Below are 13,590 nucleotides of genomic sequence, written 5' to 3'. Positions count from 1 at the left end.
AGAGTCCCTGGTCCAGCACCTTATTCCTTTGCTTGCCTCAAATACGCCCAATCAATGTCCGGTCGCAGCGCTTCACAACGAATCGCCCCTTCCGTTTCTCGATCCAGGCAAACAGCCAATCCCGCACTAGCGCGGCGGTTGCCGTAGGCGACTTGTTTCAACTGCCCAACAGACGTTCCGCAACGTTTCGCGAAAGCCTCAAGCCCTTCCTTGTCCATCGTCTTCAAGTACTCGCTAAGCGTCATAGACACCTCCATTGCCGGCGAGATTAGCAATTGCTAATTCGCAAGGCAATAGCAAGTAGTAATTTACTGTTTGCTAACGGAAAGCAATCATCGACACATGGATATCAACGAAAGGCGTATCGCCTCCCTCCGTACGATCATGGGTGCACTGAGCCAGAAGGAATTCGCTGAGGCTCACGACCTAGACGCGTCGTACCTGTCACAACTGCTCAACGGCCATCGCAAGCTGGGGGAAAAGGCTGCGCTAAATCTGGAGCTCAAGATTGGGCTCGCAGCAGGGACGCTGACATCTCCTCCCTCCGAGGAGTCATCCACCGCAGCCCCAGACAACGTGGTTCGCCTGCCCACCAGGGCGGAAAAGGACAAGAACTTCGTGCTGATTCCGCACCTCGATATCGCGGCGTCTATGGGGCATGGCAAGGCAGCCCCAGGTATGCACATTGAAGTCATTCGCGACATGACGGTTCACCTCGACTGGCTCAGGATGCAGGGCCTGAGCTTCTCGAATGTAGACAACTTGGCCATCATCACAGGAGATGGCGACAGCATGTCTGGTACGTTCGCCGACGGCGACGCTCTGCTTGTGGATCGTGGGATTTCCGAGGTGAAAACAGACGCGATATATGTCTTCACCCTTGAGGGCGATCTCTACATCAAACGCCTGCAGCGCCTTACCGGAGGCCAGCTGCGAATGATCTCCGACAACCCCATCTACCCACCGATTACCATCGATGAATCGATGATCGAGCGCATGCACATCCAAGCCCGCGTCCTGCTGGCCTGGAACGCGAAGAAGCTCTAACGAAATCCCGAGCTGCGCCCTACCGGCATTTGCTGGGGCGTAGCCACACTCCGATAATTTAGCATTTGCTATTGCTCAATTAATTAGCCTTTGCTAATTTCACCCCCGTGCCCCTCTCTCACATCAAGGACACGGAAGAATGAAATCAGCACAGCACAAAGGATCGGTCGCGATCCTGATCCACCCCACCGCCTGCAGCAGCCTTGCAAAGATTCAGGCATTCCAGCGCAGCACCGGCTTGCAGTTGGTCGTCACCCAGGATGGTAAGGCCCATGCAGTAGCGGCCACCGGAGGTGCAGCATGAGCGAGTTCCAGATACCTCTCCGCCAGATCATGCTGCTGCAGAGCACCCTGGACAAAGGCGGCTCAGCGACCTGCAAACTGCAGCGCCCGGAAGTGTCGCTTGACGCTCAGCTTGAGATCGAGAACGACACTACTCACCACCGCATCAAGGTGACCCTTGGGCCGCTCCTCAGCAGCCTGAGCCTTCCTCGCGCACTTTCGACCAAGTGCCAATCATTGCGAGACTTTCTGCAGGACCTGGCCAATGGCCGAGCTGACTCTGGCGCCCAGTCGGAAGAAGCACTCGCACTCTTGGAGGCGCAGGTCAGTGTGGAAGAAGTGCTCCAAACCGGCCAAACCGCCTATGTCATCGCCACCGTCAACCGCGAACTGCCCCTTGGCGCCGTAGTGACCAACGAGCAAGGGGATGTTTGTGTCGCCGTCACGGGTGCCTGCAAAGAACACCTCGCTGCAGCAGTGCGCGGAAAGCTTCAGCCCGGCCCCGAAGACCTCGGGAAATGCGCATGAGCACGCTGGAACAACTGCGCAGTGAGTTCGCCACCCCTTGCCCGACGCTGTCCGCCGTGAGGGAGCGCTATTTCGCTCACATCGGTACAGACCGACGGCTGAGGGAGCTCATCAACAAAGGCCAGATCGATCTGCAGCTGAGCAAGTTACACAACTCGGCGAAGGCCCAGCACGTGGTTTACCTGCAGAACTTGGCCGCATATCTGGATCGCCAGGCAGAGCGCACTAATCAATCCGCTTGAACCAGGCGGCCCCGGCCAACAGGGGCACCCTGCCCGCCACCGACTCTCACCCCGCAAGGTGGCGGGCCACGAAGGAGCACAGCACATGCAACCTCATCAGTACGCACTCGCCGCTGGCATCGGCTGGATGGTCACCCTGATCATCCTTCCTTTCCTGATCGCCAAAGCACGCCGCCTTGCCTATGCCCGAGGCTTCGACGAAGGCAAGGCCTTCCACGACCGGAGCTTGACCCAGCAGTTCAGGGAAGCGATGCAGGACTTGGACAAGCTGCGAACAGAACTGCAACGCACTCAACAAACCTGCAATGTGCAGCTCGCCGCACGCCAAGCCAGCATTGCCGCACTCAAGGCAAGTATCAGCGAGCTTGAGGCGCGAATCATGGCGTACACCGGCCTCGCGGTGACCAAGGCGGACTACGACAGGCTGGTTAGCGCCTCGTCCACGATGCGCCTAGCACAGCGCACCTTCAAAGCTCTGAAAACCGAAGCCGAGGCAGCCCGAGCAGGCGCGCAGGCTGACGTCATTGACGAGCTAGCCAAGCGGATCCACGCCCAACTCCGCAGCAACCCGAGCGCCGCAACTGCGGGAGCTCCAGCATGACGATTCATACCCCTCGCAGCTGCCTCGTCCATGGGCCAGCTGGATGCGGCAAGACCACTAACGCCCCGGCCATCGCCAAAGCGCTCGGCCTGAGCCAGATCCTCGACAACTGGGATGCAGGCGCCCCCGTGCCGTTGCTGGACACTTTGGTACTGACCAACGCTGACAATCCCGCCTGGTACTTCAAATGCCGTGTGATGACCTTCGACCAGGCCATGCAGACCGTCCATCAATACGAGCACCCAGCACCTGACGTCCAACTCAACGCAGCCGCTTGGCTCGGCCAGGCCGGGCTGTACCGCACTCGGTTTGACGCCGTGCGCAACCGCGAGCAGTCCGTCACGCCGGTTTCCGCCGCCGAACTGTTCGAGCTGGCCAGCAAACAGGTTCTCAGCCAGCTCAACGAGGGACGCCAACGTGGGTAAATCAACACGCACCTGGCAGCTGATCAGCCTCACGCTCGCCGTGGCGCTGATCGCTGCACTGGCCCAGCTGGAGCGCGTCAGCACTACCAGGCAGCCCGCGACAGGCACGCTAACGACCGTAAACAGCGCCACAGACCTTGAGCATCTGGCCTTGAGCCCCAACGCTCGCCGTGTCCACGAGAGGTATTCGCTGTGATCGACACATCGACCTATACCCCGACCACCCGCACCCGCAAAGGCATGCAACCCATGCTTCGCCCCGCCATGTCGTTCATTTGCGACATCTGTGGCAAGGCTCGCGTAAAGGGCAATCACGACCAGTGCTCCAAGACCCGCCAGGCTGCAGGTTTCCACATCATCCGAAGGGCTACAGCATGACCATCGACATCATCAAACTGAAGGCACTCGCCACTGCTGCGGCCGCGAACCAGTATGACGCCGTAGCCCTGAATGACTACGGCACTGCAGTACCGCCCGCGACGGTGCTGGGCTTGATCGCCGAGATCGAGCGCCACCGCCAGATGACCGCAGAGGGCTGTAAGCCCGACAGCAACATCCTGCTCACCGGCCTCCCCTGCGCCGACGTAGCGCCTTGCTCCAGCCTCGACAAAGAGGAGGGCTGCAAGCCCGACCTCAACACTCAACCTGCCAAGCTGTGCGGCACGCCTATCGCGACTCAGTTGGCAGCTTGTGAGGTTCTGGCGGAGCGGGTGCGCCAGGTCGAAGCCGAAAGCTACACACCTGAACGGGACGACCAATACACATCAGGACAACTTGCAGATGCTGCCAGCACCTACGCCTGGTGGGCTCGCTCTTGGAACCTACCGTACGCCCAATGCACGCATGCCCCAACGATGTGGCCATGGGCTCCAGGAACGTGGAAGCCCCAGGCTCAGCGGCAGATGCTCATTAAAGCTGGTGCTCTGATCCTGGCTGAGATCGAACGTCTGGATCGCCAAAAGGCACGTGAGGTGCAGCCATGAACGATACCAATCGAATGGTCAGTGTGCCCTGTGAATTGCTGGTGCAAGCCCTTGACGCAGCAGCAGCTGTTGGTATGCAGGACGTAGCTGACGAGTTGGATCGCCTCCTAACTCCAACAACTGCGAAATCAGCCGAGCTAATCGACGTGCTGCCAACGGTGGCAGTCGAAGGCCACCAATTGGTTATCCGCATCACCACCGAGTGCCTCTTGCATGCAGTAACTTGCGCGCCGGAATGGCCGGTCGACTACAGAGGCGCTCCGATCAGCATCCAGAACGGCACGTTATTGATACAGGAAATCATCCACGAACTGCAGCGTGAGGACGAGCAAGGTACCAACCAGATGCACCGTTTGCTTGACCAAGCCGCACTGGACGCTATCAACAATGGCAGCGAGGCAGTGAGTTATGACTGATCGCATCAGGCCCCCCATGGCCTCACACAGCCTCGACCTTCCTGCTATCTGCGATGTGTGCGGTAAAGGCAGGTCGACGCGGCGACACAAGCGGTGCAGCCGAATCCGGCAACAGCGCGAGAGCGGCAAATGGGAATCGTACATGGCCAATGTGGCCGCGAAAAAACGTCAGCAGCCTCAGCGCCTGCGACCACTTCGGTAAGTCGGAGAATATTTTATGGCTAAGCAGCAAGTTAAACCCATCCACGAAGCAAACAACTCGACTGCCGAAAAAGTACAACTTCTGATCACGCCCGCAGTATGGATTCGAAAAGAACTGTTGTTCCCCGTCTTCGGACTGAGCACCGAGGCAGTGCGCAAATATCGCGACCGGGGTATTTGGCTGGAAGAGAAGCAATGGCGCACCGACCCAGCCAACGTGATTGTTTACAACCGTGTAGAGATTGAAAACTGGATGGCCGGCCGTCCATGACCTTGAAACTTCCAGCTGGTGTTGACGCCCTCCCCCCGGGCGTCGACATCAACGGCAACCACCTGCGGATCGCCTTCATGTACGAAGGCGAACGCCGCCGGGAGCCTCTACGCAATGTTGCCAAGATCAACAAGGCCGCCATCGCCTATGCAGACAATAAACGCAGAACGATACTTGCGGAGATCAAGGAAAGCCGCTTTGACTACGCGGCACACTTCCCCGATTCGGTTTGGCTCAAAGCTCGACAAGAACTTCCCAATGAGCCAGCCAAAAGGACTGTAGACGAGGGGATAGTCCAGTGGCTTGAAGTTGCCAAGGTCAAAAAGGCCCACAGTACATTTATCAATTACAAGAGCAAGTCAGAACACGTCAGAAAAAAATTCACAGGTAGAACGATCGCAAGTATCCCAAAGAGCGAGCTTGAATTATTCCAAGCCGAGCTTCTCACTAATGGCCTCAAACCAAAAACTGTGAATGACATCTTCACGATTATACGGGGGGTGTGGGGGGACGCGTTCAGCGATGAAATCATCAAACTCAACCCGCTGGAGCGCATCGAGAACATCCAGTCTGACAGCGACAGTGAATTCGCCGATCCATTCACCCGAAACGAGATTGAGCGGATAGCCGCCGCCGATCCGGAGCGAATTACTGACAGCCGGATGATCGTCTTCAATTGCTGGGCCGGGCTGTCCCTGTCCGAACTGATCGCGGTCGGCGTCGAGGACGTCGACCTGGTGGCAGGCACTCTGACCATCCGGCGCGCTTTAGTCGCAGGGGAGTTCAAGGTACCGAAGGAACGCTCACGCATCCGAACGGTGGAACTGATCGCGCCGGCCCTGGAGCTGCTGACCATGATCGTGACCGATGCCAAGGATGCCGAACCTACGCACATCACCGTGGTGCAGCGAGACAACATCACGAAAAAGCATGAGCGGGTCCGCTTCCTGTTCCGCAGCTCCACCAGTGGCCTCTTGTGGAACGGCAAGACCGTAAGCAACTGGTTCACCGCCCACCTTGAGAAAGCGGGAATTCGCCATCGGGGCGCCAACCAGGCACGCCACACGTTCGCGAGCCAAGCATTATCGAGCTACGTCCCGATTGAATGGGTCGCCCGCCAACTGGGGCACAGCGACACGACCATGGTGCGCAAACACTACGGTCGTTGGATCTCGAAGGACACCAAAAGCATGGCGGACATCGTTACCAAAATGATGGGTTTTTAACGCTTCATTGAGGCAGTATCAGGTGCTGCCTCTTTTCACGCTCCCACACGTGCTCCCGGTCCTATGCACCGGAACCCATCCATGTAATAGATGTGGTTGTGACTCCACCTATCAACTCCGTACAGACGTACGCCTTTGGCTACAATAATGCAAAGAAGGCTCGCACCATACATTGATGGAATGATTACATCCTGGTCAACGTAGAGGACCTCCATCCCAACGATTTTAATATCTACTCCGTGAGCCTGTTTACTTCCTGCTTCCCACGCAGCTATCTCAAGGGCTGTGGCGGGTTTAGCAATAGAGTAAAAGAACTGCCGAATATCTTCAAAATGCTTGGTTGCTTGCTCCTGAGCGCGCTCTATCTCGTGCTTAACTCGCCACATTTGTCCCTGAACATCCATGAGTTGCTGCTGGACAACCGCAGTAGTGTGATCTTGTTCAGTGCCTTTTTTGTTAGCTTCTTGGGTACGAATAGAGTTTTTGATTTTTGCGCAGCTGGTCGTTACTCCATTAACATAATCGTCTACTGAATCATCATACGAAGTAAAGGTCACGCCAGCTAAGTCACTAGGCAAGCGAAATTCACCCGCCTTTGATCGAGGCACGAGAATGAAACACTTTTCGATACCGAGAGCACCAACAAATAGACCTAACTCGAAGAGTACGTTATCCCGTACAACACTGTAATTTTCACCGCGCATGATTAGCTCATCATCACGATGAAAAACGAACACTGCGTAATCAGTGCTGTTTGCTCTTTGAATAAGCGAAGTAATCGTTACCGACGACAATTCAAAAGCGTTATCCCACGGTGTAACCTGGGCATCATGCTCCAGCCTAATGTTTACAGCTTCCGCAACCCGGATCGCTTCAGCAGATGAAGCGATGAATACTCTTGGCTTTCCTTCCACAACGAGTCTCCTGCGAGCGTGCTGTCCAGCGGATCATGCCAGCAGCATCGACCGTATGATACTGAAAAGCCGTCTCGCTGCGCAGGACCCACAAGCAAGCTCTCTAAAGCCTGGATAATCGCGGGGCCAGAACCGGCCTAATGCGGTTTGGCATTGTCAAATTCTGCCCTAAATTTGCCCTAACCTAAGGCGCCTAAACGACGAAGCCCCCGAAAACATCAACGTTTTCGGGGGCTTCGACTACTTCACGTATGGCGGAGAGATAGGGATTTGAACCCTAGGTACTGTTGCCAGTACAACGGATTTCGAATCCGTCCCGTTCGACCACTCCGGCATCTCTCCAATGCCGCGCATCATACCAGCGTTCTTTTAAAACGCAAATCTTTTTTTCAAAAAAACCACGTGGTATCAGGCGCTTGCGTGAACGCGTCGCTTACAGCGGCACGCCCAGGCGCTTGGCAACTTCTTCGTAGGCTTCGATCACGTCGCCCAGGCCCTGACGGAAGCGGTCCTTGTCCATCTTCTTGCGGGTTTCCTTGTCCCACAGGCGGCAGCCGTCCGGGCTGAACTCGTCGCCCAGCACGATCTGGCCGTGGAATACGCCGAACTCCAGCTTGAAGTCGACCAGCAGCAGGCCGGCGTCATCGAACAGCTTGCTCAGCACTTCGTTGACCTTCAACGACAGCTTCTTCATTTCCACCAGTTGCTCGGCGGTGCCCCAGCCGAACGCGACAACGTGGGATTCGTTGATGAAGGGGTCGCCCTTCTCGTCGTTCTTCAGGAACAGCTCGAAGGTGGACGGCTCCAGCTTGATGCCCTCCTCCACGCCCAGGCGCTTGACCAGGCTGCCGGCAGCGTAGTTACGCACCACGCACTCGACCGGAATCATGTCCAGCTTCTTCACCAGGCACTCGTTGTCGCCCAGCAGCTTGTCGAACTGGGTCGGCACGCCGGCTTCTTCCAGTTTCTGCATGATGAAGGCGTTGAACTTGTTGTTCACCATGCCTTTGCGGTCGAGTTGTTCGATACGCTTGCCGTCGAACGCCGAAGTGTCGTTACGGAACAGCAGGATCAAGCGGTCGGCGTCATCGGTCTTGTAAACCGATTTGGCCTTGCCGCGGTAAAGTTCTTCGCGTTTTTCCATGATTGGGCTCCGCTTGCTTGAGGTGTTGGGCTAGGCGATTTCGCGCCAGTCGAGCCCGTGTTCCTGATTCGCCACCTGGAGCCAGTCCGGGTCACACCCGAGGGTATCGACAAAGCACTGGCGGGCCAAGTGTGGCAGGTTGTTCTTGCTGCTGAGGTGGGCCAGCACCAGGTGTTGCAGGTTGTTCCAGCCCAACTCGTGCACCAGGCGCGCAGCCTGGTGGTTGTTCAAATGCCCTTGCATGCCACCCACCCGCTGCTTCAGAAAAGCCGGGTAGTGACCACGTGCCAGCAGGTCGCGACAGTGGTTGGCCTCGATCAGCAGTGCATCCAGGCCCTGGTAACGCTCCAGCAACAGCGCGTCGTAAGAGCCCAGGTCGGTCAGCATGCCAAAGCGCCGCTTGCCGTCGCTGACCACGTACTGCAACGGCTCGTAGGCGTCGTGCTCGACCCGCGCTGCGGTTACTTCCAGGCTGCCGATACGCAGGCTTTGGCCACACGCGAGAAAACCGGCCACCTCCACCGGCTTGCGCATGCCGCGCAAAGTCCCTTGGCTGAGGTAGACCGGTACATTGTAGCGCCGTGACAGCAAGCCGACCCCATGCACGTGGTCGGCATGTTCGTGGGTGACCAGCACTGCACTGAGCTGAGCGGCAGAAACCCCGAGCAGCGCCAGGCGCCGCTCGGTTTCACGCAGGGAAAAACCGCAATCGACCAGGATGAACGTGTCACCACTGGCGATCAGCGTGCCGTTCCCTTGGCTGCCGCTTCCGAGTACCGCGAAGCGCACTTAGCCCAGGTGGTCCTGAATGGCGCTCAGCACACGGCGGGCGACATCGGCCGGAGCCACGGTGTTGATGTTTTTCTCGACCGTGACCTGCACGCTCTCACCCACCTTGCTCAGGCGAACCTGGTAACGCTCGGCACGGGCTTCACGCTCTTCCTTGGTCGGCTCGCTGCCGAACAGGCGGCTGAAGAAGCCAGGCTGGTTCTGCTTGTCGTCAGGCTTTTCGGACAGGTTGATGTAGTACAGGCCCAGGCTGCGGTTGATGTCTTCAACACGCCATTCGCCACCCTGCTCCAGCGCACGGCCCACGCCAGACCAGGCGCGGTCCAGGTCGGAGCCCAGGTACAGCACCGGGTTGCCGCTGCCGTCTTCGCTCAGGCTGACGCGGCTTGGGGCGTCGAAATCGCGCGCGGCCAGCAGCGACACCGAACCGCCCTTCTCGGCGCTGCGGTTCATGCTGGCAAGCATTTCGTCGACCAGCAGGGCATCGGTGCCGGTATTGCTGGAGCTGGACGGGAACGCAGGCTCGGCAGTGCTGCCGGCCGGGCGCTCGACGCTGACCACATACACTTCGGAGGTGTTGCGCTGCACGCCAGGCTCCATGCGCACACGGACACGCACCTCGCTGTCGCCGCTGCTGGCAGTGCTGGCCAGACGCTGGCCAAGCGATGCCGACAGTTCGTCGAAACGCTGCCAGGTGGTGTTGAACTCACCCGTCTGCGGGCGCTCTTCAGCAATGCGGAAGCCGTTATCCTCGAAGAACTGCCGGGCTACCGGCCACACTTCGGCTGGCGAATGCTGGGCCAGCACCCAACGGCTGCTGCCGCTGCGCTGCAGGCTGTAGTCGGTGACCTGGGCGGCACCGCCCGTCAACGGTTGCGGGCGAGGCACTTCAAACTCACCCTTGACGGTATCGTCAGCGACGTTACGCGGAATCGGCAGCAGCGGGTCAAGGCGTTTGACGTTGCTGGCGTCCGGCGGCAGCTGCATCGGCGCGGTCGGGTGCGCCTGCAGGTAGTCACTGCCGCGGTCGCGGAAATAGCCATCCTCGCCCCACAGCCAGCCACACCCACTGGTGGTGGAGATAATCAGGGCAAGGGCGGAAAGACCAGCCAGTCGCTTCATGCGGTGTACTTCCTCTTAAACCAGTACGCCGGACTGGCGCAAGGCAGTACGGACTTTTTCGTGGCAGCCTTCGCTCAGCCAGGTCAGTGGCAGGCGAATACCTTTTTGCATCAGGCCCATTTCGACGAGCGCCCATTTCACCGGGATCGGGTTGGACTCGCAGAACAGGTCTTTGTGCAGCGGCATGAGTTTTTCGTTGATTGCGCGGGCCTTCTCGGCATTGCCCTCAAGGGCGGCCTCGCACAGGTCCGCCATTTCGCGCGGAGCGACGTTGGCGGTGACGGAGATGTTGCCCTTGCCGCCCATCAGGATCAGCTCGACGGCAGTCGGGTCGTCGCCGGACATGACGATGAAGTCCTTGCTGACGCCATCGAGAATGGCCTTGGCGCGGGCCAGGTCGCCCGTGGCTTCCTTGATGCCGATGATGTTCGGCACGGTCGACAGGCGGATCACGGTCTCGGCCTGCATGTCGCAGGAGGTACGGCCGGGAACGTTGTAGAGGATCTGCGGGATGTCGACGGCTTCGGCAATGTGCTTGAAGTGCTGGTACAGGCCTTCTTGCGTCGGCTTGTTGTAGTACGGCACAACCAGCAGGCAGGCGTCGGCGCCAGCATTCTTGGCGTTCTGGGTCAGGTGCACGGCTTCGGCGGTGGAGTTGGCACCGGTGCCGGCGATGACCGGAATCGGTTTGGCGCTGCGTTTGACGCGCTCGACCACGTGCTTGATGACCAGGATGTGTTCTTCGACATCCAGCGTGGCCGACTCACCGGTGGTGCCGACAGCGACGATCGCATGGGTGCCGTTTTCCAGGTGGAAGTCTACAAGTTTGTCGAGGCTGCCCCAGTCAACACGCCCTTGTGCATCCATGGGTGTGACCAATGCCACCATACTGCCCGCAATCATGTAACTGCTCCTGCCGGAAAAAGAGAGCGGTAATGGTACTGGGGGCATCGACCTTGCACAAGCGAAGCAGGCGGGTGGAGCATTCCCCTCGGCGGCTTATTTCGCTACCCTTGGCCCTTTGATCGGTGCAGCGCGGCCCGCCGGGCCGTCGACCTTGCTCCCCGCCAGCGTCCAAGACCTCGCATGCGAGCCCCGGGCCCTGCCGACAGGAGGCATTTGCCCGTCCTGTGCCGACCGCTCATCGCTTTAGGAATGCTGCATGTCCACCCCCACCGTCCGCGAACAATTCCTTGTCATCAGTGCCCTGGGCCCGAACCCCATGGAGCTGGCCAACGTCCTCAGCCGCGCTGCCTTCGAAAACCGCTGCGCGGTGGTCACCTCGCGCCTGAGCCGCCACGGCGAGACCAGCGCCCTGGTGCTGCAGGTGGGCGGCAGCTGGGACGCCCTGGCACGTCTCGAATCCACCCTGCCAGGCTTGGGCAAGAAGCACGGCCTGACCCTCGACGTGGTCCGCAGCGCGGACCAGGAAGTGCGCCCGCAGGCCCTTCCGTATGTAGCCTACGTCAGTGCTGCCTACCGCCCGGACATCATCAACGAGCTGTGCCAGTTCTTCCTTGACCACCGCGTCGAGCTGGAAGCCATGACCTGCGACACCTACCTGGCGCCGCAAACCGGTAGCAGCATGCTCAACGCCCAGTTCACCGTAATTCTGCCGGCCGGCACGCAGATCAGCTGGCTACGCGACCAGTTCCTGGACTTTGCCGATGCCCTGAACCTCGACGCTCTGATCGAGCCATGGCGTCCCCAGAACCCAATGTAAGGAAACCGATCATGGCTGTAGCACTCGACCAACCTGTCGCCGACTTCCAGGCCCAGGCCACCAGCGGGCAAACCGTCAGCCTTGCCGAACTCAAGGGCCAGCAGGTGGTGGTGTACTTCTACCCCAAGGACAGCACCCCAGGCTGCACCACCGAGGGCCAGGGCTTCCGCGACCAGCATGACGCCTTCGCCGCGGCCAACACCGTGGTATTCGGTGTGTCGCGTGATGGCATCAAGTCGCACGAGAACTTCAAGGCCAAGCAAGGTTTCCCGTTCGAGCTGATCAGCGACAAGGACGAGGCCCTGTGCCAGCTGTTCGACGTGATCAAGCTGAAGAAGCTGTATGGCAAGGAGTACATGGGCGTTGACCGCAGCACTTTCCTGATCGACAAGGACGGGGTGCTGCGCCAGGAATGGCGTGGCGTGAAAGTGCCCGGGCATGTGGATGCAGTTCTGGCTGCTGCTCAGACCTTGAACAAGGCTTGAAATTGAATGGGGCTGCCTTGCAGCCCTTCGCGGGCACGCCCGCTCCCACAGGAATTGTGCAGGGCCCAGTGGGAGCGGGCGTGCCCGCGAAGGGCCGCAGAGCGGCCCCAATGACATTCAAAGCATCGGTGAAACGCTAGGCTCCTGCTTGGGCCACGCATCCAGCACGGCCTTGATCAGCGTCGCCAGGGGGATGGCGAAGAATATCCCCCAAAACCCCCATAGCCCGCCAAACAGCAGCACCGCGCAGATAATCGCCACCGGGTGCAGGCTCACCGCTTCGGAGAACAGCAGCGGTACCAGCACATTGCCATCCAGCGCCTGGATGATCGCGTACACCGTCATCAGGTAGATGAACTGGTCGCCCCAGCCCCACTGGAACAGCGCAATCAGGGTCACCGGCACGGTCACGACCACCGCGCCCACGTAAGGCACCACCACCGACAGCCCCACCAGCAACGCCAATAGCGCTGCGTAATTGAGCCCCAGGCTGATGAAGGCGATGTAAGTGGCAATGCCGCAGATCAGAATCTCGATACCCTTACCGCGGATGTAGTTGGCGATCTGCCGGTTCATCTCGCTGCCCACCCGGTTCAGCAAGGTGCGCTGGCGCGGCAGGTAGCCACTGACCCAGCGGCCAATGAGTTCGCGATCCTTCAGGAAGAAGAACACCAGAATCGGCACCAGCACCAGATAGATCATGGCATTGACCAGCAGTGGCAGGCTGGACAACGAGAAGGTCAGCGCCCATTGACCAAACTTGCCAATTTCACCGCGCACCGATTCGATGGCATGCAATACCTGCTCGTCCGACACCAGGTGCGGATAGCGCTCCGGCAGCAGCAGCAACAACGACTGCCACTTGCCGAGCATGCCCGGCAGCTCGTTGAACAGCGTGATCAGCTGATGCCACAGCAGCGGTACCAGCACCAGCATGAACACCGCCAGTGCGCCCATGAACAAGGCGAACACCAGCATCACCGCCAGGCGTGTCGGTACGCGCACGCGCTCCAGGGCGTTGACCAGCCCCTGCATCAGAAACGCCAGCACCATGCCCGCCAGCACCGGCGCGAGCATGCCGCCCAGGGTGAGCACGGCGGTAAAAGCCAGGAACAACAGGACCGCCAGCACCACCGCTTCCTCATCGGAGAAGTAGCGCTGCACCCAGTCGCGAAGCACTTTGAACATTGA

The 13,590-nt window shown here is 59.2% G+C and carries 21 protein-coding genes and 1 tRNA gene; 14 read left to right on the top strand and 8 right to left on the bottom strand.

Translation table 11 applies throughout. The features are described 5' to 3' along the window. Positions 1-20: 20 nt before the first annotated feature. On the bottom strand, positions 21-245 hold the full coding sequence (locus REH59_RS06420) for a transcriptional regulator (RefSeq protein ID WP_258703218.1): 225 nt from the start codon (positions 243-245) through the stop codon (positions 21-23). Between the two features lie 97 nt (positions 246-342). Here REH59_RS06420 and REH59_RS06415 point away from each other — a divergent pair, with 97 nt between their 5' ends. The 12 genes from REH59_RS06415 to REH59_RS06355 all read left to right on the top strand — a co-directional run bounded on the left by REH59_RS06415 (position 343) and on the right by REH59_RS06355 (position 6,222). Then, positions 343-1,047 (top strand): S24 family peptidase, encoded by a 705-nt coding sequence (locus REH59_RS06415; protein WP_320450420.1) that lies wholly within the window; start codon positions 343-345, stop codon positions 1,045-1,047. A 139-nt stretch (positions 1,048-1,186) separates the two neighbouring features. Next, positions 1,187-1,351, top strand: a complete 165-nt coding sequence (locus REH59_RS06410; protein WP_185279668.1) for a hypothetical protein — start codon at positions 1,187-1,189, stop codon at positions 1,349-1,351. Then, complete coding sequence (locus REH59_RS06405; protein ID WP_320450419.1) at positions 1,348-1,857, top strand: hypothetical protein; 510 nt, start codon at positions 1,348-1,350, stop codon at positions 1,855-1,857. The genes REH59_RS06410 and REH59_RS06405 overlap by 4 nt, the downstream gene beginning before the upstream one ends. Then, a complete protein-coding gene (locus REH59_RS06400) occupies positions 1,854-2,099 on the top strand; it encodes a pyocin activator PrtN family protein (protein ID WP_185279670.1) in 246 nt (81 codons plus the stop codon). Before REH59_RS06405 ends, REH59_RS06400 begins: the two co-directional genes overlap by 4 nt. Before the next feature lie 85 nt (positions 2,100-2,184). Then, positions 2,185-2,700 (top strand): hypothetical protein, encoded by a 516-nt coding sequence (locus tag REH59_RS06395; RefSeq protein WP_320450418.1) that lies wholly within the window; start codon positions 2,185-2,187, stop codon positions 2,698-2,700. After that, on the top strand, positions 2,697-3,125 hold the full coding sequence (locus tag REH59_RS06390; protein ID WP_320450417.1) for a hypothetical protein: 429 nt from the start codon (positions 2,697-2,699) through the stop codon (positions 3,123-3,125). Before REH59_RS06395 ends, REH59_RS06390 begins: the two co-directional genes overlap by 4 nt. Then, a complete protein-coding gene (locus REH59_RS06385) occupies positions 3,118-3,321 on the top strand; it encodes a hypothetical protein (protein WP_320450416.1) in 204 nt (67 codons plus the stop codon). The genes REH59_RS06390 and REH59_RS06385 overlap by 8 nt, the downstream gene beginning before the upstream one ends. Further along, positions 3,318-3,503: a hypothetical protein gene (locus tag REH59_RS06380; protein ID WP_320450415.1), complete on the top strand. Its 186-nt coding sequence runs from the start codon at positions 3,318-3,320 to the stop codon at positions 3,501-3,503. The genes REH59_RS06385 and REH59_RS06380 overlap by 4 nt, the downstream gene beginning before the upstream one ends. Beyond that, on the top strand, positions 3,500-4,108 hold the full coding sequence (locus tag REH59_RS06375) for a hypothetical protein (protein ID WP_320450414.1): 609 nt from the start codon (positions 3,500-3,502) through the stop codon (positions 4,106-4,108). Before REH59_RS06380 ends, REH59_RS06375 begins: the two co-directional genes overlap by 4 nt. Beyond that, positions 4,105-4,524, top strand: a complete 420-nt coding sequence (locus REH59_RS06370; protein ID WP_320450413.1) for a hypothetical protein — start codon at positions 4,105-4,107, stop codon at positions 4,522-4,524. The genes REH59_RS06375 and REH59_RS06370 overlap by 4 nt, the downstream gene beginning before the upstream one ends. Before the next feature lie 217 nt (positions 4,525-4,741). Then, a complete protein-coding gene (locus tag REH59_RS06360; protein ID WP_320450411.1) occupies positions 4,742-4,996 on the top strand; it encodes a hypothetical protein in 255 nt (84 codons plus the stop codon). Beyond that, positions 4,993-6,222 (top strand): Arm DNA-binding domain-containing protein, encoded by a 1,230-nt coding sequence (locus REH59_RS06355; RefSeq protein ID WP_320450410.1) that lies wholly within the window; start codon positions 4,993-4,995, stop codon positions 6,220-6,222. The genes REH59_RS06360 and REH59_RS06355 overlap by 4 nt, the downstream gene beginning before the upstream one ends. A gap of 35 nt (positions 6,223-6,257) precedes the next feature. Here the strand turns inward: REH59_RS06355 and REH59_RS06350 are convergent, their stop codons facing one another. From REH59_RS06350 to dapA, 6 genes are all read right to left on the bottom strand, one after another. After that, the gene (locus REH59_RS06350; protein ID WP_320450409.1) at positions 6,258-7,136 is read right to left on the bottom strand and encodes a nucleotide-binding protein; all 879 of its coding nucleotides are present in this window, start codon (positions 7,134-7,136) and stop codon (positions 6,258-6,260) included. A gap of 252 nt (positions 7,137-7,388) precedes the next feature. Next, positions 7,389-7,478 (bottom strand) — tRNA-Ser (locus REH59_RS06345). 91 nt (positions 7,479-7,569) lie between these two features. Then, the gene (purC, locus tag REH59_RS06340; protein ID WP_003254733.1) at positions 7,570-8,280 is read right to left on the bottom strand and encodes a phosphoribosylaminoimidazolesuccinocarboxamide synthase; all 711 of its coding nucleotides are present in this window, start codon (positions 8,278-8,280) and stop codon (positions 7,570-7,572) included. 30 nt (positions 8,281-8,310) lie between these two features. Next, positions 8,311-9,069, bottom strand: a complete 759-nt coding sequence (locus tag REH59_RS06335; RefSeq protein WP_003254735.1) for an MBL fold metallo-hydrolase — start codon at positions 9,067-9,069, stop codon at positions 8,311-8,313. Continuing rightward, on the bottom strand, positions 9,070-10,191 hold the full coding sequence (gene bamC / locus REH59_RS06330) for an outer membrane protein assembly factor BamC (protein WP_003254738.1): 1,122 nt from the start codon (positions 10,189-10,191) through the stop codon (positions 9,070-9,072). A gap of 15 nt (positions 10,192-10,206) precedes the next feature. Beyond that, on the bottom strand, positions 10,207-11,094 hold the full coding sequence (gene dapA / locus REH59_RS06325; protein ID WP_003254739.1) for a 4-hydroxy-tetrahydrodipicolinate synthase: 888 nt from the start codon (positions 11,092-11,094) through the stop codon (positions 10,207-10,209). A 259-nt stretch (positions 11,095-11,353) separates the two neighbouring features. Here dapA and REH59_RS06320 point away from each other — a divergent pair, with 259 nt between their 5' ends. Together REH59_RS06320 and REH59_RS06315 are read left to right on the top strand one after the other, a co-directional pair. Next, positions 11,354-11,914, top strand: a complete 561-nt coding sequence (locus tag REH59_RS06320) for a glycine cleavage system protein R (RefSeq protein ID WP_003254741.1) — start codon at positions 11,354-11,356, stop codon at positions 11,912-11,914. Between the two features lie 11 nt (positions 11,915-11,925). Then, positions 11,926-12,399 carry a peroxiredoxin gene (locus tag REH59_RS06315; protein ID WP_014755600.1) on the top strand — a complete coding sequence of 158 codons (474 nt, stop codon included), beginning with the start codon at positions 11,926-11,928 and terminating at the stop codon, positions 12,397-12,399. A gap of 117 nt (positions 12,400-12,516) precedes the next feature. Here REH59_RS06315 and REH59_RS06310 read toward each other — a convergent pair whose 3' ends face one another. Beyond that, positions 12,517-13,587, bottom strand: a complete 1,071-nt coding sequence (locus REH59_RS06310) for an AI-2E family transporter (protein ID WP_003254744.1) — start codon at positions 13,585-13,587, stop codon at positions 12,517-12,519. Between the last annotated feature and the right edge of the window lie 3 nt (positions 13,588-13,590).

This window comes from Pseudomonas sp. BO3-4 (genome assembly GCF_034044115.1).
Taxonomy (GTDB): Bacteria; Pseudomonadota; Gammaproteobacteria; order Pseudomonadales; family Pseudomonadaceae; genus Aquipseudomonas; species Aquipseudomonas alloputida.
This window is presented reverse-complemented; position numbering and strand designations above follow the sequence as displayed.

Excerpts from the sequence above, each read along its gene's own strand:
- bamC (WP_003254738.1), bottom strand. The coding sequence starts at position 10,191 with ATGAAGCGACTGGCTGGTCTTTCCGCCCTTGCCCTGATTATCTCCACC.
- REH59_RS06405 (WP_320450419.1), top strand. The coding sequence starts at position 1,348 with ATGAGCGAGTTCCAGATACCTCTCCGCCAGATCATGCTGCTGCAGAGC.
- dapA (WP_003254739.1), bottom strand. The coding sequence starts at position 11,094 with ATGATTGCGGGCAGTATGGTGGCATTGGTCACACCCATGGATGCACAA.
- REH59_RS06370 (WP_320450413.1), top strand. The coding sequence starts at position 4,105 with ATGAACGATACCAATCGAATGGTCAGTGTGCCCTGTGAATTGCTGGTG.
- REH59_RS06360 (WP_320450411.1), top strand. The coding sequence starts at position 4,742 with ATGGCTAAGCAGCAAGTTAAACCCATCCACGAAGCAAACAACTCGACT.
- REH59_RS06320 (WP_003254741.1), top strand. The coding sequence starts at position 11,354 with ATGTCCACCCCCACCGTCCGCGAACAATTCCTTGTCATCAGTGCCCTG.
- REH59_RS06375 (WP_320450414.1), top strand. The coding sequence starts at position 3,500 with ATGACCATCGACATCATCAAACTGAAGGCACTCGCCACTGCTGCGGCC.
- REH59_RS06395 (WP_320450418.1), top strand. The coding sequence starts at position 2,185 with ATGCAACCTCATCAGTACGCACTCGCCGCTGGCATCGGCTGGATGGTC.
- REH59_RS06415 (WP_320450420.1), top strand. The coding sequence starts at position 343 with ATGGATATCAACGAAAGGCGTATCGCCTCCCTCCGTACGATCATGGGT.
- REH59_RS06420 (WP_258703218.1), bottom strand. The coding sequence starts at position 245 with ATGACGCTTAGCGAGTACTTGAAGACGATGGACAAGGAAGGGCTTGAG.
- REH59_RS06310 (WP_003254744.1), bottom strand. The coding sequence starts at position 13,587 with ATGTTCAAAGTGCTTCGCGACTGGGTGCAGCGCTACTTCTCCGATGAG.
- purC (WP_003254733.1), bottom strand. The coding sequence starts at position 8,280 with ATGGAAAAACGCGAAGAACTTTACCGCGGCAAGGCCAAATCGGTTTAC.
- REH59_RS06400 (WP_185279670.1), top strand. The coding sequence starts at position 1,854 with ATGAGCACGCTGGAACAACTGCGCAGTGAGTTCGCCACCCCTTGCCCG.
- REH59_RS06410 (WP_185279668.1), top strand. The coding sequence starts at position 1,187 with ATGAAATCAGCACAGCACAAAGGATCGGTCGCGATCCTGATCCACCCC.
- REH59_RS06315 (WP_014755600.1), top strand. The coding sequence starts at position 11,926 with ATGGCTGTAGCACTCGACCAACCTGTCGCCGACTTCCAGGCCCAGGCC.
- REH59_RS06390 (WP_320450417.1), top strand. The coding sequence starts at position 2,697 with ATGACGATTCATACCCCTCGCAGCTGCCTCGTCCATGGGCCAGCTGGA.
- REH59_RS06355 (WP_320450410.1), top strand. The coding sequence starts at position 4,993 with ATGACCTTGAAACTTCCAGCTGGTGTTGACGCCCTCCCCCCGGGCGTC.